The sequence below is a fragment of the Chryseobacterium hagamense genome, from assembly GCF_007991455.1.
In the GTDB taxonomy this organism is placed as follows: domain Bacteria; phylum Bacteroidota; class Bacteroidia; order Flavobacteriales; family Weeksellaceae; genus Chryseobacterium; species Chryseobacterium hagamense.
In genome coordinates, this window is record NZ_BJYJ01000017.1 from 17,187 (window position 1) to 42,104 (window position 24,918).

A 24,918-nucleotide genomic window follows, 5' to 3' on the forward strand; every position below is an offset into this window, starting at 1 on the left:
CTTTTTATCAGTATATTTTTTTCATCCTTAGTGTTTAAATTCCTGTATTTATCAATAATGCAGGAATTTTTTTTTAACCTATTTCTATGATTTTTATTTCATTAAAACGTGAATACATATTATATTTACAGAAAATTTATTTTTTATACAATGATGAAAATGTATGTAAAATTTGATTTCAATATGCTCTGCAGGAAGGTATTGGAGGATAAGCTCCGGGAACACGGCCTGAAATACCTTATTCTGAATTTCGGAGAAGTGGAATTGTACGAATCCTTCCCAAATAGCCTACACAACAGTTTCAGGAAAAACCTGGAGAATTACGGCATCGAAATTATAGAAAACCAGAAAGCAGCCCTGGTTCAGAAAATAAAGGATGTTATTGCCGGAATGGTGTTCTCCGATGATCCTGTTTCCTTAAAGACATCCGTCTATATTGCTGAAAAGTTAAACCACAGCTATGGCTACCTTTCCAATCTCTTTTCAGAAAATGCCTATATTTCAATTGAAAATTTCATTATCATTCAGAAAGTTGAGTACGCAAAAGAGCTCATTATTGCCAGACAGCATACCCTTACAGAAATTGCCCACCGGCTGAACTATTCCAGTGTTGCTCATCTGAGCGCACAGTTTAAAAAGACCACAGGCATGACGCCATCCCGGTTTCAAAAGATTATACTCAGGAGAAAAGCTGCAGGAGATCCGGCCCGGCCATACGCAAAAGTATGATGAACAAGGAATATCTGAATGTTGCCGTTGCTGATCCCAGGGAAGAAGTGCACGTTCTGTTTAAAAATGCATTTCAGGAAATGAAAATGGAGATCCGGGTTCATTCATTTCATTCGGGGAACGATCTGTCAGACCATATGGAAAATAAGCTCGGAACCGTTCCTGATGTTCTGTTTTTGAGATATGATTTTCCTGATGATGATGCGATGGAATGCTTACAAAGAATGAAAGCAGATCCGGAATTCGATCCTGTAATAACGGTAATGTATGCTTCAGCAATACCGCCGGAAGAAGAAGAGTATATTTTTGTATGCGGTGCCCATGTAGTGATGCAGCAGCCTGATACCGGCACAGATCTTAAGAAAGTACTCACCGAATTCATGATCATCTGCTGGCAGTTTCACACCTCGGGATTGAGCAGGAATAATTTTATCATGAAAGTGTGAAAAAAAGAGGTTAATTATTTTGCGGTTAAGATTATTGTATTATCTTTGTGTCATAATATTCACAGAATAGTGATAATTTATACAAGAAGTTTCCGGAAATTTTTATAATTTTCAGGCTTTCAGATTGCAGGAAATTAGTTTCGCTAACGAAACTGCATATATTAATCACAATGTTAGTTTAAACAAAATGAATTATAACATTTCCAATTAAAAGCGCAGGAGATCTTTAAACAAAACGGTACAATCATGAAAACTTGAATATAGTCTGAAGGCCAGATATTTATTTATTAACCTTCGGCGAAATATCAGTTAGTTTTTATAATAACAAGTTGGAACGTAATTCATTTTGTTTTTATTTGATAAAGCTCAGACCAATCACATCAAAATAAATATTTTCTCATCAGATCACAAAATGTTAAAGTAATTATCATCGAAGTAAAGTAATTTCTTCAAATAACAGTTTTATAAGGGGGACCGCATAAAGACCAAGTCTTTGTGCGGTTTTTTTATGAGATTTTACTCCATTTGTTTTTACCTTTATAATTCCTCAGGTAATAATTTTTAATGATCTGATGTTCCGGCCTGGTGAGTAAAGGGTCGGCTTCCAGGATTTTTTCAACGGTATTCTTCGTCGTCCTGATGATTGCCGAATCATTCACCAGATCCAGTTTTTTAAAATCGACAACCCCGCTTTGCTGGGTTCCCAGGATGTCTCCGGGACCGCGGAGCTGCATATCAACTTCAGAAATCTTAAAGCCGTCGGTACTTTCCACCATCGTCCTGATGCGGGTCCTGCTGTCTTTTGATAATTTATCGGAAGTCATGAGAATGCAGTAGCTCTGTTCCGCACCGCGCCCTACGCGTCCGCGCAGCTGGTGAAGCTGTGAGAGACCGAACCTTTCCGAACTTTCGATCACCATCACCGAAGCATTCGGAACATTTACCCCGACCTCAATAACCGTAGTCGCCACCATAATCTGGGCATTGCCGGAAGCGAAGTATGTCATGGCAGCATCTTTTTCGTCCGGTTTCATTTTCCCGTGAAGCATTGTCGTATTGTATTTTGAAAAATTATCCATGATGTTTTCCATGCCTTCCATCAGGTTCCTGTAATCCAGGGTTTCGGATTCTTCAATCAACGGGTATACAAAATAGATCTGACGCCCTTTCCGGATTTCCTCACGGCAGAAATCGTAGACATAAGCCCGGTCTTTTTCCTTCCGGTGTGCCGTGATAATCGGTTTCCGTCCTACAGGCAGTTCATCGATTACCGAGACGTCAAGGTCTGAGTAAAAGCTCATGGCGAGAGTCCGCGGGATCGGAGTGGCCGTCATCACCAGGATATGCGGCGGGATTTTATTCTTTGCCCAGAGTTTTGCGCGCTGTGCCACACCAAAGCGGTGCTGCTCATCAATAATGGCGAGCCCCAGGTTTTTAAATTTAACCTTATCTTCCAGGATTGCATGCGTTCCGACCAGGATGGATAGTTCGCCGGATTCCAGTTCGGCGTGAATCACATTGCGCTCGGATTTTTTACTCGAACCCGTTAAAAGCCGGACCCTGACTTCCGTGTTTTCCAGAAGCTCCTTAATGCCGTTATAATGCTGCTGGGCCAGAATTTCCGTCGGGGCCATGATGCAGCTCTGGAAACCGTTGTCCCTGGCGATCAGCATGGTAAGGAGAGCGACCATGGTTTTACCTGAGCCCACATCTCCCTGCAGCAGCCTGTTCATCTGGATCGGACGTTTCATATCCATACGGATTTCCTTCAGTACCCGTTTCTGGGCCCCCGTAAGTTCAAACGGAAGGTGATTTTCATAAAAATCATTGAAATAATTTCCGATTACCGGAAAAGGATTCCCGGCGGTGTGGGTTTTATGGTGCAGTTTCTTCAGCGCGAATCCCAGCTGGAAAAAGAACGATTCTTCAAATTTCAAACGGTAATTGGCCATCTCAAAATGTTCCATATCCTTCGGGAAATGGATGTTGAGATAAGTATGCTGCCTCGATAAAAACTTAAATGCTTTCATCAGGTAGTCCGGAAAATTCTCATGGATCAGATTGGGGATTTCCCTGCAGATATTTTTGATCACCACCTGAAAGAATCTTTGGTTCAGTCCTCGTTTGGTTAATTTTTCCGAGCTTGGATAAATGGGCCTCAGCCGTTTTTCCGTATCCTTCTTTTCTTCCGCTTCAATCTCCGGATGCGGCATGGAAAACTGGTGGTTGAAAACATTGACCTTTCCGAAAATATACACCTCCTGGTTTACCGGAAGCTGTTCTTTCAGCCACTTTGAATACTGGAACCACACAAGATCCATCGATCCGGTATCGTCATTGAATCTGGCCGAAAGTCTTTTGATTTTTCCGGTCTGGATTTCCTGGATGTTCGTAATTCTTCCCTTCAGCTGCACATCGGTGCTTAGGTCGCTCAGTTCGCCGATCTTGTGCACCTTGCTTTTATCCAGGTAGCGGATGGGAAAAAAATTCAGAAGATCGTCCACCGTGGAAATCCCCAGCACACTTTTGATGAGCTTGGCTTTTTCGGGACCGATCCCTTTCACATATTCTATGGAAGTTTCTAACGTCATTTTAAGAAGCCACGAATTTCGGGAAAAATTGGAAATTAAAAAAGACTTTCGGGTCCGAAAGTCTCTGTATGCTTTAATCTTTTATTTTAGATTTAAACTTCTTCTGGTAATCTTCCCACTGTTCCCGGGAACGGATTTTTTTAAAAAGATCCTTTGAGATGAATTCCAGATAAGGTTCCAGCTCTTTGGCAGAAAGTTCGCCCTGGAGGATGGTAATCGGACTGCCTTTTTCATCAAGAAAGACCGTACTCGGGACTGCTGCCACATTCATAAATTGGGTAAATTCATGCAGCGAGTTCCGCCCTTTCCGATGTTCCGTGTTTTCATTGGAAAACTTCCTTCCGAAGATCTCAATGGTTTTCTTTTCTTCGGCATTAAACTTTACGGGATAATAATTTTCGTTTAAAATATCGGCAATCACCTGATGGCCGTAGGTCTTTTTATCCATGATTTTACACGGGCCGCACCAGTCCGCATAAAAGTCGATCAGTATTTTTTTAGGGTTTTCCTTCTGGGCTTTAAGCGCTTCTTCGATCGTCATCCATTTTACCTGTGCAAAAACGGAAGTCATCAGAAACAGGCAAAAGATGCCGATTATCTTCTTCATGATTTGGTATATTAAGTAAAAGTAAGCATTTACCGGATGCTATTTCACATCCTGCATCAATTTTTTTACAAGAGGTGAAATGATAATTAAGACCACTCCCGCAATTACCGCATATAATCCCAATTGTTTGTATCCGTCGGTATACGTAATCAGAGCATCATAATTGGTAGAACCCTCTTTCGCTGTAGCCAGACCTGCACCGATAATTCCTGCAACATACTGACCATAAGCGGAAGCCAGGAACCACATCCCCATCATCATTCCCTGAAGGTTTTTGGTGGAGAGTTTCGTCATGATCGACAGACCGATAGGCGACAGGCAGAGTTCCCCTAAAGTGATGACCAGCAATGCAATAGTGAAAAAGTTAAGTGAAGTAATTCCCTGCAGGTTGGCGAAAAATTTTGTCGCAAATAAAATATAGTAGCCCAGACCAAGGAATATGAACCCGAGCCCGAATTTGATGATCGTATTCGGCTCAATTTTTCTTTTATTCATCCAGATCCACAAAAGACCGATCAGCGGCGCGAGGAAAATGATAAAGAATGCCCCTCCGGAATTGTTGACGCCGTTCGGATCAAGACCTAATAAATCTTTATTTAAATTTTTAGCAGCGAAAATACTGAGAGAACCGCCGCTCTGCTCGTAAATTCCCCAGAATAAAATCGAGAACAGAATGAAAACCAGCGCTGCCCAGAGTTTTTTACGCTCCGAAGGGGTTACCTTGGACATTTCATAAAATAAATAGATCAGGGTTAAAGGTCCTACGGTCCACATGAAATAATCGGTATACTCTGTTTTGGCCACCATCACCATAATGACCGGGACAAAGATCAATGATAAAGCGTAAACGCCGTATTCTATCCATTTCGGGATAGGAGCCGATTTTATTTCATTTTCAGGATGTCCCGGCTGAAGCCCGATCGGTCCCAATTTTTTTTGAGTAAAGACGAAATTGATTAAGCTTATCACCATAACAACAGCCGCAAGTCCGAAAGCAACATTCCATTGTAAAGCCTCAGGAATGACTTTCGCTAAAATCTCACCTTTTCCGATGGCAATGCAAAGGTATCCTCCAAGAAGAGCTCCAAGGTTAATTCCTGCATAAAAAAGGGAAAACCCTGCGTCTGCTCTTGAATCGTTGGGTTTGTACAGCTGGCCGACCATGGATGAAATATTCGGTTTGAAAAAGCCGGTACCTACCACTGTGAAAGCAATGCCCAGAAAGAAGAATTTGTGAGGATCCGCCGCAAGAATCAGGCTTCCGATAATCATCAGGAGCCCGCCCCAGAACAGGGATTTCCTGAATCCTAAAATCTTATCGGCAAACAAGCCACCGATAAAAGTAAAGGCGTATACAAAGGCCTGGGTAGCCCCGTATTGGAGATTAGCTTCGCTTTCGTGGAAATTAAGCTGGGAGATCATAAAGAAAACCAGCATTCCCCTCATTCCGTAGAAGCAGAAACGTTCCCACATTTCAGAAAAGAAAAGGCTCCAGATCTGCTTTGGGTATTTCCCTTTAAAATCCTGTATTTCGTCTAAAGTTAAATTCATAATGGTATGATGGAGTTTTTAATTAAAAGTTGGATGGTCATCCTGATCCGGTTCGAAACAGATGCGTTCCTGATTGATAAGCGCTTTAAAATTTTATATAAGTTCAATGATTTGCTTACTGGATTAATTTTCCGGGCTTCAGTGGTTCAGAATGGATTCATTGATGTAATAATTGATTTTTTCTGAATCATTAATCTTAATTAATAATCGGTAATGTGTCCAGCTCAATTCGTGACGCAATGCGTCAACAATTGGAAATACCATGTAAAACTTACGCATATTGGAAAGATTGGTATCGTCAAACCCTTTTCCGAATTCCAGCGTCAGCTTTCCTGATAGGTTTCTCAGGGTATATTTTCCGTATGCAGCGCGTTCTTTTCCTTTCCGCTCATCTTCAACAATCAGTTTCGCGGTCTGCCAATAGGTGAGGAGCAGGGTAGAATTGGCCATGCGGAATACTTTCTCGCGCGACCGGATCACCATCTCCTTTATCGACTGGAATAAAAAGTCCTCAGAAATTTCCATCTTACGAAAATAAAAAAAACCTCTGACTTGGCAGAGGTTTACAGTATATTTTATTTTAATGCAGATCAGTTTACACCGTGCATCATTTTCTTCAGAATCGGTGAAATTAATGCCAGAATTACGGCTGCAATTCCACAAAGTACAACAAATACCATGAAGAATTCAAACAGATTGTGGATTTCAAATCCTGCAAAAGTAGGATTTTCCAAAGGCAGCTGTGCTTTTTCAAAAGCGGCAACCTGCTCAGGGTTTAAGGTTACTTTCTTATCCAGAACATCCTGTAGGTTTATCCCGATTTCCTGTGCTTTGGAAAACTTATCTCCCGTAGCCGGAATCAGTGCTCCCAATGAACCTGCCAAAGCATATCCTGCAGCATTTGAAATGAAGAACACCCCGTACAATAATGAAGCGAATCTTTTCGGAGCCAGTTTACCTACCAAAGATAAACCGATCGGCGAAAGGCAAAGCTCACCACAGGTCTGAATGAAATATAATAACATTAACCATTTGATGGCCAATAATCCTGAGTTTCCAAGATCTTTTACATTATGCGCAATGATGAAGTAACTTAAAGCGATCAGGGCAAGACCCATCGCCTGCTTCATCGGAGAAACCGGCTCTTTTCCTTTTGCTCTTAATTTATCCCAGATCAAACTGAAAGGAACGGCCAGGGCAACAACGAAGATCCCATTGAAGATCTGTACCATCGAAGGCGGCATATTCCATCCCAGGATGTTTCTGTCGGTCTGGTTATCCGCAATAAAGGTCAGGGAAGAACCTGCCTGCTCAAAAGCTGCCCAGAAGAAAATGATAAAGAAGGATACGATATAGATTACCCAGATTCTCTGTCTTTCGATCTTGTTCTCTGCAGAACTCATGATCAGGAATGCCAGAGAAATACCGGCCGCATAAATGAAGGGATAGATAATTCCTTTGATCAGCTGGCCCATCTCAACTGCTTTGAAACCAAATTCCCCGACAAGGAGATATCTGAAAGCAAAGAATAAAATAACAAACAATCCTCCGGTGATCCCCAATGCAGTTCCCGAGAACTTGGCCGTCTGGGTTTCCCCCTCCTCAAAGTCTTCACTGGTATTATTTTTCGGTAGTCCGCCGATAGGTCTTCCTTCCGGGGTAACTACATATTTATTTTTAAGAATAAAGAAAGTAATGGTACCGATTACCATAGCTATGGAAGCGGCAAGGAATCCCCATTTAAAGGCGAATATATCTCTTACGCCGGTAGTGGCATCTTTCACATCCCCAACATACGGACAGATGAACTGGCCCAGGAACGCCCCGATGTTGATCCCCATATAGAAGATGGTAAACGCAGAATCCAGCTTAGATTTTTCCTGCTTCGGGTAAAGACTTCCCACCATGGAGGAAATATTCGGCTTGAAGAATCCATTACCGAAAATGATAATAAACAAAGCCAGCCACATAAAGGTTTTTGCACTGTCCAGGCTTCCTGAAAACGTTGAAGCACTGATGAAAAGCAGGAACTGCCCGATGGCCATCAGAGATCCTCCGATCAGGATGGCATTTCTGTTACCGATGTATTTGTCGGCAATAAAGCCTCCCAAAAGCGGGGTAAGATAACATAAGGCAAGGAATCCGCCATAGATGATTGCAGCATCCGCTTCTTTGATCAACAGGGAATTTACCATAAAGAGCGTCAGAAGGGCTCTCATCCCGTAAAAATTGAAACGCTCCCACATTTCGGTTCCGAAAAGCACCCATAATCCTTTTGGATGTTTGGAACCTTTATTCTCTACAAATTCATCCTGTTTCGGACTTAATGCATCAATATTATCCATTTTCTATTGTTAATTTTTGTTAAGACTGACAAATATAGTTTTTTTTGTGTTTTCGGCAAGGCTTTAATTTTATAATTCAATAAAAAAGCTGCATAACGGATATGCAGCCTGATTTCTATATAAAAAACAGCAGTTAGTGCCCTTTTTCCTTCATGATTGTATTGAGTCTTTTAAGCATCGATACCCCCAGAAGCGTGGCAAAGATCAGTAAAGCGAAATTCACCAGGAAATAATTCATCTTATTGTCATAGCTGTACCAGGTGCTTGCCAGAATTCCTGAAAGCTTGTTTCCTACCGAGTTGGCCAAAAAGAATCCGCCCATCATCAGGGCCGTAATTCTCGCAGGAGAAAGTTTAGAAACGAAAGACAATCCCATTGGGGACAGGCACAATTCGCCGATGGTGATGACGCCGTAACCCGCAACCAGCCACCATGGTGAAACTTTTACCGCACCGTTGTCTCCGGCCCAGACGGCTAATACCATGACCAGACAGGACAGTGCGGAAATGAAAAGTCCGAGAACAATTTTCGTCGGCGTCAGCGGTTCTTTTCCTCTTTTTCTCAGCATTGCCCAGAAACCGACGATTACCGGCGTCAGAGCGATGACCCAGAATGGATTGATCGACTGAAATAACTCGGTGTTGTATAAGTAGACCTTCTTTGCCGGATTATTTTCTAAATCGGCCCGCTGTTCAGGGGTAATATTTTTAAAATACACATCTTTTCCCTGTACCTTAACCGCTTTGCCGTCTTCATCTTTCTGCGACTGGAACTGGTCATCGTAAACCGGGACTTCTTTGTCTTCATAGCTTTTCCCGTCTACCATATAAATGTTTTCCAGCGGTTTTTCCATCGAAGCCGGAACACTCCGGTCGGTATAATAATTCGCCCATCTCGTTAAAGCGGTGCCATTCTGTTTGAAAACCGCCCAGAAAAACATGCTGATCATGAAAACCGACAGCAGTGCCCCGATGGATGATTTTTCTTCCGGTTTCGCTTTGAAATATAAGGAAGCATAAAAGTAAATCACCGGGATACAGGCAAAGATGAAGGCATCGGTACTGTCGCTGCCGAAGATGTTTCCGGGAATAACCCAGCCGATAATTCCCGCAATAATAGCCGGTAAGAAAACTTTAAGCATAATTTCGGAAAGTTTGGTGTCCCCTTCCTGCACGGGCTTCATCGTTGCCGCGTGGAGATAATGTTTTCTGCCGATGGTAAAAATAACCAGTCCGACGAGCATCCCGACTCCGGCGGTAATAAACGCTTCGCCCCAGCCGAATTTATTCCGCATAAAAGCAGCGATGATGTTACAGATAAATGCCCCGATATTGATTCCCATATAGAAAATGTTATACCCGGAATCTTTATTGGCCTTATAAGGCTCTTCGGAATATAAATTCCCCAGTAAAGTGGAGATGGTAGGCTTGAAAAATCCGTTTCCGATAATAATCAGAGCCAGGGAAGAATAAAATAATGTCAGGTCCTTGAAAACCCCCATCCCGATGTATCCGGCAGCCATGAGGACACCTCCGATGTAGATGGATTTGATATATCCAAGCACCCGGTCGGCCAGGAATCCGCCGATGAAAGGTGTCAGATAAGTAAGTGCAATATAAGTCCCGAAAATATCGTCCGCCGTTTTATCGGGAAGGCCGAGGCCACCTTTGATGCCCGCCGGTTCGATGACGTACAGTACAAAAATTCCGAGAATCAGGTAATAGCCGAAACGCTCCCACATTTCCGTAAAGAAGAGGAAAGGCAGTCCCTTAGGATGTTTGGTCTTCATAGGTTCAAATTTCAAATTTCACAAATATAAAATTTTAAAAATAATAATCGGATGTTATTAACTTGGGTAAAGAGATGAAAAATGGAAATTACAATGAATGAAATAAAAGTAAATCTTAAATCACTGCCTGAAAGTTTTTTACGGAGAAGTAAATGATTTTATTGATTTTCTGAAAGACAAACATCGTAGGGCAAATTCAAATGAAATTCCCGAGTGGCAAAAAGAAGAGGTGATGAGAAGAGCGGAATATGCCCGGAACAATCCTCAGACTTTTGTTTCCGGATCTGAAATGAATGATTATCTGAAAGATGAAGACTGAATTGATTTACAGCCATTTGTAAAAAGCGATCTAAAAGAAATATACGACTGGTATAGAAAAATTGATAAAAAGCTATGGAATAAATTTAAAGAAGAATTTCAATCAGAGGTTAATTTTAACGTGAATTCAACCGTATAAAATTCATATTCAGTCGATTAATTCAAAAATAAAATTGAGGCTTATTCGGTCGGGATTTTAAATAATACACGGTTTATGCTTCTGACATGATTTTATCCTATCCTGTACTAAGCCGTCCTTTCAGGACTTTAAAAACAGGAGAAATCACTCCCTGATTGAAAAAAAAGGCAGGTTACTCAGGATTGAATAAGAACTCCTCTGATAAAGCGGTAACTGATTTAGTTTGATGATCAGGATTTTTGATCCTATGTCTGACAAAAGAAACTTCCGGCATCCAGCTTCCCTCTTCCAGCCTATATTGACGGTTTGTACCTCGAATTCACGTTAATTTTATTAAAGAAATCCCTTGACTTTTGGAATTAAATATGACCGTCACAGGATTTTTTTAAAAGAAATTTCCTTATGGGATTCATTTTACTTATGATGAACAGAATATCATCGAAATATACTCGGTCTTCCGCACTTCCAGAAACCCGGAACAGTGGAACAACAGAAAGTAAAAACCCGGATTTCTCATTGAAGTCCGGGTTTTATTTATGATTAAATTGATCTGAAATTACAGATTCTCCAGAATAAAATCCGTCATTTTCTGATACAGCTGAGGCCTGGTCTGGCCGCCGTAAATGCCGTGGTTCTTATCCGGATAGGCCATGAAGTCAAACTGTTTTTTGTTTTGAATCAGTGCTTCAGAGAACTCCATGGAATTCTGGAAGTGAACGTTATCATCCGCCGTTCCGTGGATCAGCAGAAATTTTCCCTTCAGTAAATTCGCATATTCGGTAGGTGAGTTTTTATCGTATCCGTCCGGGTTTTCCTGTGGTGTTCTCATGAACCTTTCCGTATAAACCGAGTCATAATATCTCCAGTTGGTCACCGGTGCTACGGCGATTCCCATCTTAAAGACATCGGCACCTTTGGTCATCGCAAGGCTCGTCATATATCCTCCGAAACTCCATCCGAACATTCCGATCCTGGTTTTGTCAATGTACGGCTGGTTCCCCAACCATTTGGCTGCGGTAATCTGGTCCTCAATTTCATACTTTCCAAGATCCATATAAGTTACTTTCTTGAATTTGGCACCTTTGTATCCGGTTCCCCGTCCGTCTACACAGGCCACCACATACCCTTTCTGGGCCAGCATTTCAAACCAGATCCCGTTTCCGTTGTCCCATGAATTGGAAACCTGCTGGGATCCCGGCCCTGAATACTGGAACATGAACAAAGGATATTTGTTGTTTTTATCAAAATTTTTAGGTTTGATAATCCAGGCGTTCATCTGGTCTCCGACTGCGTTCGGAATGGTAATGAACTCTTTTTCCACAAAGCTGTCAGCTTTTAATTTCTGAAGCTGGGCCTCATTGTTCTGAAGCTCTTTTACCACCTTCCCGTTTCCGTCCTTCAAGATAAAAGTATACGGTTTTGCAGCCGTGGAAGAAGTTTCTATAAAATAATTATAGTTTTTACTGAAACTGGCGGCGTTATTTCCCTCCGCATTGGAGATCAGCTGGCTCTTTCCGCTTTCGATATTTACCTTGGAAACCACTTTGTTGATGCTCCCTTTTTCAGTAGTCTGAACGTAGATTTCTTTCGACTTCGGATTGTAACCGTAATAATCGGTTACTTCCCAGTTTCCTGTGGTAATCTGCTTTTTCAGCTTGCCGTCTTTATCGTACCAGTACAGATGGCGGTTGCCGTCCCTTTCGGAGGCCCAAAGGAAAGAATCGTCTTCCAGAAATTCAAGGGTCGGGCTGTCGGTGTCGATCCATTTATCGTCGGTTTCGGTAAATAATTTCTGCACCGCTCCGGTTTTGGTATTCACTTTTAAGATGTCTGAAGCATTCTGTATCCTTCCGGAAGTGATCAGGACGATCTCATCCGCTTTGGCGGTCTGGAATACATTCGGAATATAATAATTTTTAAATGCTCCTAAATTCAACGGCATTGTTTTCCCACTGTCCAGACGGTACAACTGCGCGGAAACAACCGAATTCTTTTCTCCTGCTTTAGGATATTTGTAACGCATCTCAGTAGGGTAGAGGGTTTTTCCGTAAATAGGAATATAGATTTCGGGAACCTGGCTTTCATCTGATTTTACAAAAACAATCGCATCGGAATTTTTTGTCCATTCATACTGTCTGGCGTGCCCGAACTCCTCTTCATACACCCAGTCTGCCAACCCGTTAAGAATGGAATTTTTCTTTCCGTCTGTAGTGACCTGGGTAATTTTTCCTGTATTCAGGTCCTGATAGAACAGATTGTTGTCTGCAATAAAAGCCACTTTGGTGGCATCCGGGGAAAACCTCGGCTCCTGTAGGGTATTCCCTTTATTCAGGCTCATTACCTTTCCGGACTTCAGGTCTTTCACTTCAAATTTACCTAAGAAGGAATGCCGGTAAATCGGCTGGCTTTCTTTCAGCAGAAGGATCTTGGATTCGTCGTCCGAGAATTCATAGCTTTCAAACTGTCCGTCTACAATATTTCCTTCTTTCTGAGAGGTCTTGTAGGAATATTTGGCAATACCGCCCTGTTCGATGACGAGGTAGTTTTCACCGTTTTTCATGGACGTAATCCCGGCAATGCCTTTTCCGCGGTAATATCCTGAGTATATTTTGTCTAAAGTAATTTCCTGGGCAGATATGCTTTGAAATGCTGCAGCTATGGTAAGGGTAAGTAAGAATTTTTTCATTTCTAATTTTAAAGAATTCAAATATAATAATTTTATAAGTGTCTGAAAAAAGCATTTTGTGACAAGTCCTTTGGCAAAAAAATTGAATAGATTTAAAAACATTAAAATCAAATAATCATTATGGAAAAGAATGCTTACGATCAGGAACTGAACCGTTACGAATTTGAGGATCAGATATTATATACCGGTTTTTCAAGCTATCAGGATGCTGAAGAATATGCGCAGAACAAAGGCGGGAAGTTGGTGGAAGTGGGATTCAGGGATGGAAATGATAATCCTGAGATTACAACAGAAGGTGGGTTGCTCGAAAAAAAAATGCACTATTTTGTAGATGCAGGGGATGAATACCAGTTCATTCATTCTTCAGACCCGGGATTCAGGGAATATGCAGACGAACTGCAGAAAATAAAAGCGAAACAGCTTCAGTCCCCGCCGGATGAGCGTTATATTGCTAATTTTGAAATTGAAAATACGGAAGATCCTATTGTGGTTATTAAAAACGGCCATTTTGAATCGGTTACTTCCAGGGAACGTTCAAAATACCTGAAGCAGGCACACGTCTACGAAATTGCGGTTTCTTTACCAAAATCTTAAAATCATTATATCATGGGCAAGACAAAATATTCAGAGAAAGCTCAGGACAAAGTAGGAAAGGTCATGCACGAATTCAAGGAAGGGAAGCTGAAATCTTCTTCCGGCGATAAAGTGACAAGCAGAAAACAGGCTGTAGCCATCGGTATTTCTGAAGCAAAGGAAAAAGGTTTAAAAGTACCTAAAAAGAAAAAAGATTAATCAATTATTATTAAAAAGCTGTTTTACTGAAGTAGGGCAGCTTTTTTTGGAACATGTATAAATTTCATGATGGACAGCCAAAATTAATATACCTGTAATAAGAAGTGACGCTGTTTTGAATATATTTGCGGAAAATTAGCAAGACTGAACCTCCTTATTTCAGGATTGTATGAGGCATTTCAAAAAGATATATTCAGACTACAGGCACCAGGTGTATTTCTTTGTCAGAAAGTATATTTCCGGACCGGAAGATATTGAAGATGTGGTGCAGGAAATTTTTATTCATTTATGGAAATACGATGCACAGCTCCAGAAATCCGGGCATCCGGAATCTGTGATCTTCCGTACCGCCAAACAGGAAATTGCCAACTTTTACAGGAAAAACAAAATGATCTTTGCTTCGGATCCTGAGATTATAGCAGGTCTGGAAGAAACACAGGAAGAAGCAGATATTTTCTGGAAAGAAGAAAATCTTATCAAAATCGAACGTCTGCTTCATGAGCTCCCTGCTCGGAATAAAGACCTTTTACTCAGAAATAAACTCGAAAATGTAAGTTACGTAAAGCTGGCGGAAGAGAACAACCTGTCTAAAACGGCCGTTGAAAAGCGCATCAATAAAGCCCTGGCCTATATCCGCAGCAACCTCAGTCTATTTTAAGCTACTGTTAACGACTATGAACAAATTATTAAATCCGCTTTCTGAAGGTGGATATTTTTTGATCCCTGCGTAATTACTATTAGAAAGTCATCTATGGATCAATTTGAAAAAACCTGGAACGAGGTAAAACGAGAAAACCGGCGGATCGATAAGGAAACCGACCGCAGGCTCCGGGAAAATATAGAACGCATGACCTATGGCCGGTATAAGAAGAAGAGAATGGTCTACCGGGCAGCTGCCGTGCTTGTTCCTTTGCTGGGATTGATATTTTTCTATCGAACCGTTTCAGATCAGACAGGCATAGAAAATACTGTTGTGCTGAAAACCGGAAACGAAATAAAAACCTTCAGGCTCTCCGATGGAAGTACCGTTACCATGCAGCCGTACAGTAAGCTCACCCTGGATAAAAATCATTTTGGTAAAGCTGAAAGACCGGTGGGGTTTGAAGGGAAAGCTTTTTTTGATATTGCCAAAGATAAAAGCAAACCGTTCCGGATTGATGCCCATGGTTTTAAAGTACAGGTATTGGGAACCAGGTTTTTCCTGGATCAGAAGTCCGCCGATCAATCGGTAGCCCTGAAAGAGGGCAAGGTAAAGATAGAACGCAGGGGAAAAATCACTTTCCTGCTTCCGGATGAAACCTGGGTAAGCGACGCTTCCAAAAGGGAGCATCATTATTACGGTGCTTCCAGGGTAAAGACCTTTGCCTTCAACGGTGCGCATTATGAGGAAGCCATCCGCCGTCTTGAGGAGACTTATCACGTCCAAATCCAATATCCGGACCGGTACCGCAAAGAAAAGGTGCAGGGTTCATTCACAGGAAACCTGAATGAAGTGCTGGCCATTGTAAGTTATCCTTTCAACCTGAAGACTGAAAAAATAAGTGATCAACAAATTATTTTAAAATAAAATGCACCGGTAATTGGAGTTACCGATGCCATCAATCAGTAAGAATCTAACAAACTAATTTTTTACAAATCTATGAAAAAAACGGCAATCAGCATTGCGGTACTGGGAGTTTTATGCCTGTCGGAAACGGCATTCGCAGCGGCTCCGGCAGACGTTCGGCAATCTGTTTATTCCGCGCGTATACCGCTGGCAAAGGTATTTGAGAGACTGGAAAAGACAACGAAAATGCAGTTCTTTTATTCGGCTTCTGATCTTGAAGGGATCCTGGTGGACGACCGGGAACTGAATTACAGCTCTTTGCAGGCAGCACTCGGTTATCTTAAAAAAAAATATTCCGTTGATTTTATGATCCGGAATAATACCGTAACGGTGAAAAGAACAATGGCAGTTTCCGCTGAAAAGAAACTGTTTCCGGCACGTCAGAATCTGGTAAAGCAGGATACTCTTTCTCCCAGAGAGAAAAACATCGATGAGGTGGTGATGGTGGGTTACGGAAAGCAGAACAGGAAAGATATTTCAGGATCTATTTCGTCGATCGATGAAAAACAGATGAAAGGTGTGGCCTCCGGAAATTTCGGGGATATGATTGCCGGAAAAGCTACCGGGATCCAGATCACTCAGGCCAATGCCAGTCCCGGAGCTTCACCTACCATAAGAGTCCGGGGAATCGGGACACTTACGGCAGGATCCAACCCGCTGATTGTAGTCGACGGTTTTCCGCTCACGGAAGGCACCAACCTCAACTCAATAGATCCCAATTCCATTGCGAAAATCGATATCCTTAAAGATGCGGCTTCGTCGGCGATTTACGGTTCCAGAGGAGCCAACGGAGTCATCCTGATCGAGACCAAACAGGGAAAGAAGGGAAAAATGGAAGTCAGTCTTGATTCGTATTATGGAATTCAGACGAGAAGCGACCGGGCAAAATTTGTAGATGCCTATGATATGGCGGTCTTTATGAAAGAATCGCGGGATAACAATTACCTTTCCAAAGGATCCAACAGAAGCATATCCGATGATACGGCAACCCGAAAAAGCAAAGGAGCTTCCCTCAGGGAACTGATTCCCGATTATCTGAAACCTTATCTTGAGAGGCAGCCGGGACTTACCAATACCGACTGGTACAATACGGTTCTGAAGCCGGCGCCGATCAGCCAGACTACTTTTACGGTAACAGGCGGCGGCGATAAAAGCAGATATGCCTTTACCGGAAGTTATCTCAATCAGAAGGGCATTGTTATCGGTTCGGATTATGAAAAATATTCAACCAATGTGAATCTGTCTACGGATCTTAGCGACAGGCTTAAAATCGGAGTGTCGATTACCCCTTCTTTTTCCCGGGGAAGCATCCTGGATATGGTTTCCGGAGGAAGAAGTTATAATCCGCTTGCTATGGCTACCACGATGTATCCCTTCTTTTCGCCGTATGATGCAAACGGCAATCTGAATATTTCCGAACAGATCCGGATGAACACTCCTACGGATGGTGCACTGGTTGAGAACCCGGTAGCGATGGTTCAGATGACCAACAGGAAATATACGTTATTCAAAACATTCGGAAATGTATATGCCCAGCTGAATTTCCTTAAGGATTTTAATTACAAATTTTCAATAGGCGGAGATTACAGCAATTATGAATACAATTTCTTCGATCCTTCTACGGTAGGCTCATACCGGTCTGCCGCCCCGGATATCACCGTGGCCGGCAGAACAGATTATATCCGGAAAAATTACCTGGTAGAAAACCTGCTAACTTTCGATAAAAAAGTAGGGAGCCATACCTTTAATGCCATTGCAGGGCAGTCTTATCAGCAGGAAAACAACAATCAGCTGCTGGTGGAGGCTACGGGATTTCCCGATAACAGCATCACCAATATCGCCGGCGGATCCTCTTTTAAAAATACGCTTTCGCAGTACAAATGGACTTTGATTTCTTATTTCAGCAGGCTTTCCTACAGCTTTGGCAATAAATACAATTTCATGGCGTCGTACCGCAGAGACGGATCGTCGAGATTCGGGATCAATTCCAAATGGGGCGATTTCTATGCGCTTTCTTTAGGCTGGACCTTAAGCAACGAAAGCTTTTTCCCGAAAAATAAGTTTATTGATCCGGTAAAGCTCCGGTACAGCAAGGGCAGTAACGGAAACAACCAGATTCCTAATTTCGGGGCCTTGTCGCTGATGGCGGAAGAGAATTATATTTTTACCGGTGCGCTGGCTTCGGGATACCGGGCATCCACGGCTCCCAACCCGAATATTTCCTGGGAAAAATCAAAATCTGACAACTTCGGGATCGATTTCTCATTATTCAGGCATTTTTTGAATGTGTCCGCAGATTATTATATTCTGATAAGAGATGGATTATTGCTGGACGTTCCGGTTCCCGAACAGTCAGGATACAGCAAATCACTGCAAAATATCGGAAAAGTACGGAACCGGGGACTTGAAATCCAGCTTTCAACGAAACCACTGCATATCGGACAGGATTTTGAGTATTCCAATAACCTCAGCTTTTCATCCAATACCAATAAAGTACTTGCTTTGGCTAATGGTCAGGATCAGATTATTGCCGGAGCCAATAATTTTGCGGTTACCAAAGTCGGCGGCTCCATAGCGGAAATGTATGGCTATAATATCACCGGAGTCTACACTTCCCAGCAACAGATCGACAGCACGCCGCATATTACCGGAACACTGGTAGGGGACTACATCATGGAAGACCTTAACGGCGACGGAAAAATCGACAGCAATGACAAAAAAAGTTTCGGCTCCGGCATCCCAAAATATATTCTGGGTTTCTCGAATACTTTTAAATATAAAAATTTTGAAGTCAATTTCATGCTGTACAGCGAACTGGGAAAAAAGGTATACAACGGCGATCTGGTAAGCATTACGGAGGCCGGGGAAGGCTTTGGGGTTCCCAGCCAGTATTATTTTGATCACCGGTATAATGCCGTGAGTAATCCCGGAGGTTCCTTAGCCATGCCGAATATGAATTTTTCAAACAACCGGAAAGAAGCCAGGACTTCCAACATCTTTTTTATGAACGGAGATTACCTCAGGCTGAGATCCCTGAAACTTGCTTACAATCTTCCTGCAAGTATTACCGAAAGCTTAAAGATCAGGTCGGCCCAGATTTATTTTATGGGGAATAATCTGTTGACCTTTACTTCCTACAGAGGGCAGAATATTGATGCCACCACCGATAATGTCCTCACGCAGGGCTATGACAGTGCCTATTATCCCGTAACCAGAGTCCTTTCTTTCGGAATGAATTTTAAATTTTAATACCTATGAAAAAAATACTTACCCCACTCATTTTACTGTTTTTTTTGCAATCCTGTTCTTCGGATTTGCTGAACACCAATCCGGAAGCAACCAAGGTGACTTCCCAGTTCTATGCCGATGCCTCACAGATCGAGCAGGGAGTCAATGCCGTTTACGGGACCCTGCAATACACCGGGCAATACCAGCAGGCCATGCTGGTAATCGGGGAAATCCCGTCGGACAATACATTTGATGAAGTCCCGGCCAATGACTCATTTACCTACGGTGAACTTGATTTTTTCACCATTCAGCCCAACAATACCCTGCTTGCCAGTACCTGGAAAGACCATTACATCGGGATTCAGCAGGTGAATATTATCCTGAACAGGATCGACGGGATCCAGGATATGCCCCAGGCAACCAAAAATTACAGGATCGGAGAATTGAAATTTTTACGTGCCTTAATGTATTTCAATCTGGTCAGGGTATTCGGAGATGTTCCTCTGGTCACCAAAGAAACCACGAATGTTAATGATTATTTCGGCCAGAGCCGCACGCCGGCTTCCGAGATCTACCCCTTCATTGAAAAAGAACTGAAAGAGGCCATTCCGCTTTTGCCACCGTCGCAGGCCCAGAAAGGGCGGGTTACAAAAGGCGCTGCGCTCGGAATTTTAGGAAAGGTACTAATTACTGAAAATAAGCATCAGGAAGCTTTATCCTATCTTCTGCAGGTTGAAGGACTTGGGTACAGCCTTCTTCCGGATGTAACTAAAGTTTTTGATGTAACCAATAAAAACAATTCCGAAATTATTTTCGATGTCCAGTTTGCTTCAGGAGTAAACGGCAGTACCGAAGGAAGCCCTGCTTTTCAGCTGTTCAGTCCGTCCGGAACGGTAGCCGGTGCTAAAGGGCACAATCTTCCTACCAAAGAAATATACAATCTGTATACAACGGGTGATCAGAGAAAATCAGCTTATATCGGCCTTACGGGCAACGGTATTCCCTACAGCAAAAAACTGGTTAAGCCGGATTCCAAATATCCCATTAATGACGGAAGCAGCAATATCGTGGTTCTTCGCCTTGCCGATGTTTATCTGATGATGGCGGAATGTTATGCAAAGGCCAATGATTTTACGAATGCCAATCTTTATCTGAATAAAATTAAGACCAGAGCAGGGGTTGCCAGTGTGAATCTCACTTCCCAGCAGACTCTTTTTGCCGAGATTGATAAGGAAAGAAGACTGGAGCTGATAGGCGAAGGACACCGTTGGTTTGATCTGGTAAGAACGGGAAAAGCCGTTCAGGTTATGGCCCAGCATTTCGCGGTAACACCCGGATACAGCACAGCAAAAATTGATCAGCATAACCTTCTGATGCCGGTGCCGCAGGGGCAGATCAATACAGATCCGGCGATTAAACAAAACCCGGGATATTAATTAAGCTATGAAAAATATATTTTTAAGTCAGAAAACGGCAGTTTTCCTGTTGCTGCTGGTTTTCTCATCAGCTTTTTCGCAGACCAATTATTTCAAAAAAGAAATTCCGTCCGGAAAAATCCTGGTTGCCGCTCATCGCGGAGACTGGAGAAACTATCCTGAGAACTCCATCAAAGCCATTGAAGGAGCCATTAAAATGGGAGTGGATATCGTGGAAATAGATCTCCATAAGACCAGAGACGGCCATCTGATTGTGATGCATGATTCCAGACTTGAGCGGACAACCAACGGAAAAGGGGAAATTGCTGAAACCAATCTGGAAGATATCAGGAAGCTCTTTCTTAAAAACGGGGCCAATATGATAACCCGGGAAAAAGTACCTACCTTAGAAGAAGTCCTCAATTTCATCAGAGGAAAAAGGATCATGCTGAACCTCGACAAATCATGGAATTTCCTGGATGAGGTGAAAGCAATGACCGATAAAACCGGAACCACCGAACAGATCATTCTGAAAGGCAATAAGAGCGCGGCAGAACTTAAAAAAGAGGTGGGAGAGAAACTCAGCAGGATGGTGTATATGCCCATGGTCTGGCCGCAAGATTACAGTATTTATAAGCGTGATAAAGTGCTGGAGCCCGAGCAGTATGTAAAAGATTTTCATCAGCTTTTTGCTCCCGTTGCTTATGAAGTCATTATTAAAGATGATACCGCTGAAGCCGATCAGCTTTTGGCCCTGATCAGAAAAACGCATGCCCTGATCTGGATCAACGCCCTTTGGCCGGAATTGTGCGCCGGACACGATGATGACCTTGCGATCGATCATCCCGAAGAAAATTGGGGGTGGATCATTAAAAAAGGAGCCGCTATCATCCAGACTGACCGTCCGGAGGCCCTGATCCGTTATCTTAAATCTGAAAATAAGAAATATGAAGATTAAAATTTTAAGCATGCTGATCTTTATTTCAGCAATGGTCTCAGCGCAGAAAGGCGTATCGCTTTCCCGCTTTCCTGATGATAAAGTAATGGTGGTCGCTCACCGGGCCGACTGGCGGGAAGCCCCGGAAAATTCTGCCTGGGCGGTGAAAAAAGCCATCGAAAAAGGAATCGATATGGTAGAAGTGGACCTGGCTCTGACGAAAGACAGTGTTCTGGTGCTGATGCATGATCAAACCATCGACCGGACAACGACGGGAACCGGGAAACCGGGCGACTACACGTTAGCCGAACTCCGGAAATTCTCTTTGAAAGACGGTTTAGGCAGCACCACGCAGATGAAAGTTCCTACCCTTGAAGAAATCCTTGATATTACCCAAAACAAGATTCTGATCAATCTGGATAAAGGCTTCGACTACATCAAGATCGTGTATCCCCTGCTGAAAAAAAGGAATATGCTGGACCAGGTTTTATTCAAAGGCCATGAAACTTATAAGGAATTCGACCGCAAATACGGAACGATTAAAAATGAGATCCATTTTATGCCGATTATCAGGCTGAATGTAAAAGAAGGCTGGCAGAAAATAGATGAATACACCGATCATTACAAAGTTTATGGGTTTGAATTTACCGTCGGCACTACCGAACAGAATATGATTGACTTTAATAAAGTACGGGCACAAGGCTGTAAAGTCTGGGTGAATGCGCTTTGGCCTCATCATAATGCCGGACATAATGATGACCTTGCCCTGGAAAATCCCGATTTTTATGAATGGTTTATTAAAAATCATGTAAATATCATTCAGACCGACCGTCCCAGGGAGCTCATCGGATTCCTGAAAAAGAGGAATCTGTATTACTGATTTTATTATTTTTTTTATACTTTCAAAACGGAATCGGCGGAGCCAAAAGCTCCGCCGATTTTATATTTCCGCAAATTATGCTTTGTTTACTGCCGGTCGTAAAGCAGCTTATAATATTCATCCGCCATCCGGTCGCTGTTGAACTGATCTTTTACATCATCCATCGAATTGTACTGGATCTTTCTCCATTGATCCCGCTGATCATAATAAGCAGGAAGGATTTCATTTTCCAGGATTTCGTATAATTTGTTCATATCGTAATTATCCTGTTCGTAAACGCTCATCTTTTCATAATCGCACTTCGGAACCACAAATGAATTTTCGCCATGTTTGGCAAATTCCGGGATCCAGCCGTCATCCGTTGATAAATTGATTGAACCGTTCATCGCAGCTGTCATCCCTGATGTCCCTGAAGCTTCTCTCGGTACACGCGGGTTGTTGAGCCAAAGGTCGGAGCCCTGTTTTAAGGATTTGCTCAGGGAAAGCTCATACCCTGTAAGTACTGCCAGGTGTTTGTTGTTTTTGCTCTCTTCCACCAGGGAATTGAAAGTGGAAATGGCCGAATAATCCATCGGATACGGTTTTCCCGCCCAGATCATCTGGATCGGATATTTGGGATGATTCAGTAACTTGTAAAACCGGCTCTTATCGTGCAGAAGGAGATCGGCGCGTTTATATCCGGCAAACCTTCTGGCCCAGACAATGGTAAAAATATCAGGGTCGAATAAATTTCCGGTCTGGTCTGCTACAATCTTGAATAATTTCTTTTTTAAATGCTTTTTGCGGTCGTCGAAAGCCTTTTCATCATTTTCATCCTTTGCCTTATACAACGGTTGGTCCGCCCAGTATTTGAATTCCTGGGCATTGGTAACGGAGGTAATGTCGCAGATCCCGGGATATTTGCTCCACATGGTTCTGGAAACATCGCCGTGAAGCCTGGAAACCCCGTTCGCTTCCCTTGCCATCTTCAGGGCACACAGCGAATGATTGAAACGGTCGTCATCCGAACCTTCGATACGCTTTACTTCATCCATACCCAGGCCTGAAAAATAAGACATATCGTGGCACAATCTTAAATTATGCTTCTCGTTTCCGGCTTCTTCCGGAGTGTGGGTGGTAAAGACCAGTTTTTCCTTAACTTTATTCAGGTTGCCATTGTATTTTTTCAGCAGATGAAACGCTGCAGGGAGACCGTGCGCTTCATTGAGGTGATAGACCTCCCTTTCGATGTTCATTTCATCCAGCAGCTGGGCACCGCCTTTTCCAAGCAGGATATACTGCGCCAGCTTCGTCGCTTCATTGGCATCATACAGCTTGTGGCAGATCGTTTTGGAAACATGGTCGTTTTCAGGAACATCCGTGGAGAGGAAAAACATCGGGGCCGTATGGAAAATTTCAGGATCAAGATACCAGACTTTTACCCAGACCGGCGCACTGTGGATTTCGATCCGGAATTTAATACCGGTATCTTCCAGAAAGCTGTACATCTTCTTGGTCCAGGTCGGCTGCAGCGTCTGGTCGTGGTTGCGTGCCTGGTCATAATAGCCGAACTTCCAGAGGATTCCGATTCCGATAAGATCCTGCTTCAGGTTGTAGGCACTTCTCATATGCGATCCTGCCAGAAAGCCAAGCCCTCCCGAATATATTTTCAATACCTGTTCAATGGCAAATTCCATTGAGAAATAGGCTACTTTTTTAGCGTATTGCGGATTGACCTCAAAGGGTACCTTAAAATTTTTAAAATCCATGAATGACAGTTTATTAGGTGAATAGGCAAAGGTATCAATTATGAAAATAAACCTTATATTAATTATTTCTGAAATTAAGCCTGAAGGATCTCTTCAAATAATTTTTTTCTTTACCTTTATTAAGTAATTTTTTGATAATCAAAACTTCATAATCTGAAACGGGAGTTTTATGTGTTCCATAACCTTTATTATTCCAAGCACATGAAAAAGACATTTTCTGATGAAGATTTAATTAAAAATCTCAGCTTGTATCATCTGAACCGGCATCTGAAAAAAAAACCGATCGAGAAATACCACCGTACCATAGATGCATCCCCGCTTCACGACCGGGAGAAGTACAAAAAGAAAGCCGAAATTTTACTGCTCAATTCCTTCATGCACCATTTTCCCGAAGTGAAGTTCGAAAATCTTACCTGTGAAAGCCCGGATTTCATTGCGAAATTCAATGATAAAAAAATCGGAATCGAGCTTACCGAGGTGATCAACCATCTTGAAATGAAGAAGATGGAGAGCAATCTCAACAAAATTTTCCGTCAGGCAGAAATACTATTGGAACAGGAGAACACTACGAAATACCGTGGTGTTTATTTTTTGGAATTCCACCCGGGTATCAGACTGGATACTCCGGAAAACCAGCAGGAAATTATCCTGAATATTTACAGGAGCATCAAAAAAGGAAAACCGTCGGGTTATGTAAAAAGTATCCGCAAATCTTCCCACCGCAGAAATGTGTTTATCACCCATGAATACAGCATGAACCTGTTTGATGAGCTGTGTTCGGAAAAAATAGTGGAGCTTATTGAAAAAAAGAACGAAAAGTTTCCCTATTACGATCATTCGGTGGATGAATGCTGGCTCGTGATTGTCTCAGACATGAATTCCATTGCCTCCAGATATACCTTTATCCGGGATAAGGAACATCTGCAGCAGGTAAAAAGTCCTTTTCACAGGATTTTTCATCTTGAGAATCTTTGCGGAAATATGACGAGCATTAAGTAGTTTTTATCTTAATCCTATTATTTTGTGGTATTTGTTGGATTATTAATGTCGATTTGTAATATTTAATTTGAATTGTTTATATTTGATACGTTGTAAATTACCCCTGGTAAAT

At 42.4% G+C, this 24,918-nt stretch carries 19 protein-coding genes; 11 read left to right on the top strand and 8 right to left on the bottom strand.

Annotated elements, in window-relative coordinates; genetic code table 11:
- Positions 1–153: 153 nt before the first annotated feature.
- A complete protein-coding gene (locus CHA01nite_RS14045; RefSeq protein WP_146942477.1) occupies positions 154–729 on the top strand; it encodes a helix-turn-helix domain-containing protein in 576 nt (191 codons plus the stop codon).
- Positions 726–1,175, top strand: coding sequence for a response regulator (locus CHA01nite_RS14050; RefSeq protein WP_146942423.1), 450 nt, complete (start codon positions 726–728; stop codon positions 1,173–1,175). Before CHA01nite_RS14045 ends, CHA01nite_RS14050 begins: the two co-directional genes overlap by 4 nt.
- A 506-nt stretch (positions 1,176–1,681) precedes the next feature.
- Here CHA01nite_RS14050 and recG read toward each other — a convergent pair.
- From recG to CHA01nite_RS14085, 7 genes are all read right to left on the bottom strand, one after another.
- A complete protein-coding gene (recG, locus tag CHA01nite_RS14055) occupies positions 1,682–3,766 on the bottom strand; it encodes an ATP-dependent DNA helicase RecG (protein WP_146942425.1) in 2,085 nt (694 codons plus the stop codon).
- Positions 3,767–3,839: 73 nt separating this feature from the next.
- The gene (locus CHA01nite_RS14060; protein ID WP_146942427.1) at positions 3,840–4,373 is read right to left on the bottom strand and encodes a thioredoxin family protein; all 534 of its coding nucleotides are present in this window, start codon (positions 4,371–4,373) and stop codon (positions 3,840–3,842) included.
- A 39-nt stretch (positions 4,374–4,412) separates the two neighbouring features.
- Positions 4,413–5,924 carry a peptide MFS transporter gene (locus tag CHA01nite_RS14065; RefSeq protein WP_146942429.1) on the bottom strand — a complete coding sequence of 504 codons (1,512 nt, stop codon included), beginning with the start codon at positions 5,922–5,924 and terminating at the stop codon, positions 4,413–4,415.
- 138 nt (positions 5,925–6,062) lie between these two features.
- Positions 6,063–6,449 (bottom strand): DUF1016 N-terminal domain-containing protein, encoded by a 387-nt coding sequence (locus CHA01nite_RS14070; RefSeq protein WP_146942431.1) that lies wholly within the window; start codon positions 6,447–6,449, stop codon positions 6,063–6,065.
- Positions 6,450–6,514: 65 nt separating this feature from the next.
- Complete coding sequence (locus CHA01nite_RS14075) at positions 6,515–8,269, bottom strand: peptide MFS transporter (RefSeq protein ID WP_146942433.1); 1,755 nt, start codon at positions 8,267–8,269, stop codon at positions 6,515–6,517.
- A 133-nt stretch (positions 8,270–8,402) separates the two neighbouring features.
- Positions 8,403–10,058: a peptide MFS transporter gene (locus tag CHA01nite_RS14080; RefSeq protein ID WP_146942435.1), complete on the bottom strand. Its 1,656-nt coding sequence runs from the start codon at positions 10,056–10,058 to the stop codon at positions 8,403–8,405.
- Between the two features lie 1,013 nt (positions 10,059–11,071).
- On the bottom strand, positions 11,072–13,201 hold the full coding sequence (locus tag CHA01nite_RS14085) for a S9 family peptidase (protein ID WP_146942437.1): 2,130 nt from the start codon (positions 13,199–13,201) through the stop codon (positions 11,072–11,074).
- Between the two features lie 120 nt (positions 13,202–13,321).
- Between CHA01nite_RS14085 and CHA01nite_RS14090 the strand changes: the two genes are divergently transcribed.
- From CHA01nite_RS14090 to CHA01nite_RS14125, 8 genes are all read left to right on the top strand, one after another.
- Positions 13,322–13,795, top strand: coding sequence for a hypothetical protein (locus CHA01nite_RS14090; protein WP_146942439.1), 474 nt, complete (start codon positions 13,322–13,324; stop codon positions 13,793–13,795).
- A 12-nt stretch (positions 13,796–13,807) separates the two neighbouring features.
- Positions 13,808–13,993, top strand: a complete 186-nt coding sequence (locus tag CHA01nite_RS14095) for a DUF6496 domain-containing protein (protein WP_146942442.1) — start codon at positions 13,808–13,810, stop codon at positions 13,991–13,993.
- Between the two features lie 169 nt (positions 13,994–14,162).
- Positions 14,163–14,651: an RNA polymerase sigma factor gene (locus tag CHA01nite_RS14100; RefSeq protein ID WP_146942445.1), complete on the top strand. Its 489-nt coding sequence runs from the start codon at positions 14,163–14,165 to the stop codon at positions 14,649–14,651.
- A gap of 93 nt (positions 14,652–14,744) precedes the next feature.
- Entirely contained in the window at positions 14,745–15,560 is an 816-nt protein-coding gene (locus tag CHA01nite_RS14105) for a FecR family protein (RefSeq protein WP_146942447.1), read from the top strand.
- Between the two features lie 72 nt (positions 15,561–15,632).
- Positions 15,633–18,848, top strand: coding sequence for a SusC/RagA family TonB-linked outer membrane protein (locus tag CHA01nite_RS14110; protein WP_146942449.1), 3,216 nt, complete (start codon positions 15,633–15,635; stop codon positions 18,846–18,848).
- Positions 18,849–18,853: 5 nt separating this feature from the next.
- Positions 18,854–20,263 carry a RagB/SusD family nutrient uptake outer membrane protein gene (locus CHA01nite_RS14115; RefSeq protein WP_146942451.1) on the top strand — a complete coding sequence of 470 codons (1,410 nt, stop codon included), beginning with the start codon at positions 18,854–18,856 and terminating at the stop codon, positions 20,261–20,263.
- Between the two features lie 7 nt (positions 20,264–20,270).
- A complete protein-coding gene (locus CHA01nite_RS14120; protein ID WP_146942453.1) occupies positions 20,271–21,200 on the top strand; it encodes a glycerophosphodiester phosphodiesterase family protein in 930 nt (309 codons plus the stop codon).
- Entirely contained in the window at positions 21,190–22,059 is an 870-nt protein-coding gene (locus CHA01nite_RS14125; RefSeq protein ID WP_146942455.1) for a glycerophosphodiester phosphodiesterase family protein, read from the top strand. The genes CHA01nite_RS14120 and CHA01nite_RS14125 overlap by 11 nt, the downstream gene beginning before the upstream one ends.
- 86 nt (positions 22,060–22,145) lie before the next feature.
- Here CHA01nite_RS14125 and glgP read toward each other — a convergent pair whose 3' ends face one another.
- Positions 22,146–23,807, bottom strand: coding sequence for an alpha-glucan family phosphorylase (gene glgP / locus CHA01nite_RS14130; RefSeq protein ID WP_146942457.1), 1,662 nt, complete (start codon positions 23,805–23,807; stop codon positions 22,146–22,148).
- A 201-nt stretch (positions 23,808–24,008) separates the two neighbouring features.
- Between glgP and CHA01nite_RS14135 the strand changes: the two genes are divergently transcribed.
- Positions 24,009–24,806: a hypothetical protein gene (locus CHA01nite_RS14135; protein WP_146942459.1), complete on the top strand. Its 798-nt coding sequence runs from the start codon at positions 24,009–24,011 to the stop codon at positions 24,804–24,806.
- The last annotated feature ends 112 nt before the right edge of the window (positions 24,807–24,918 follow it).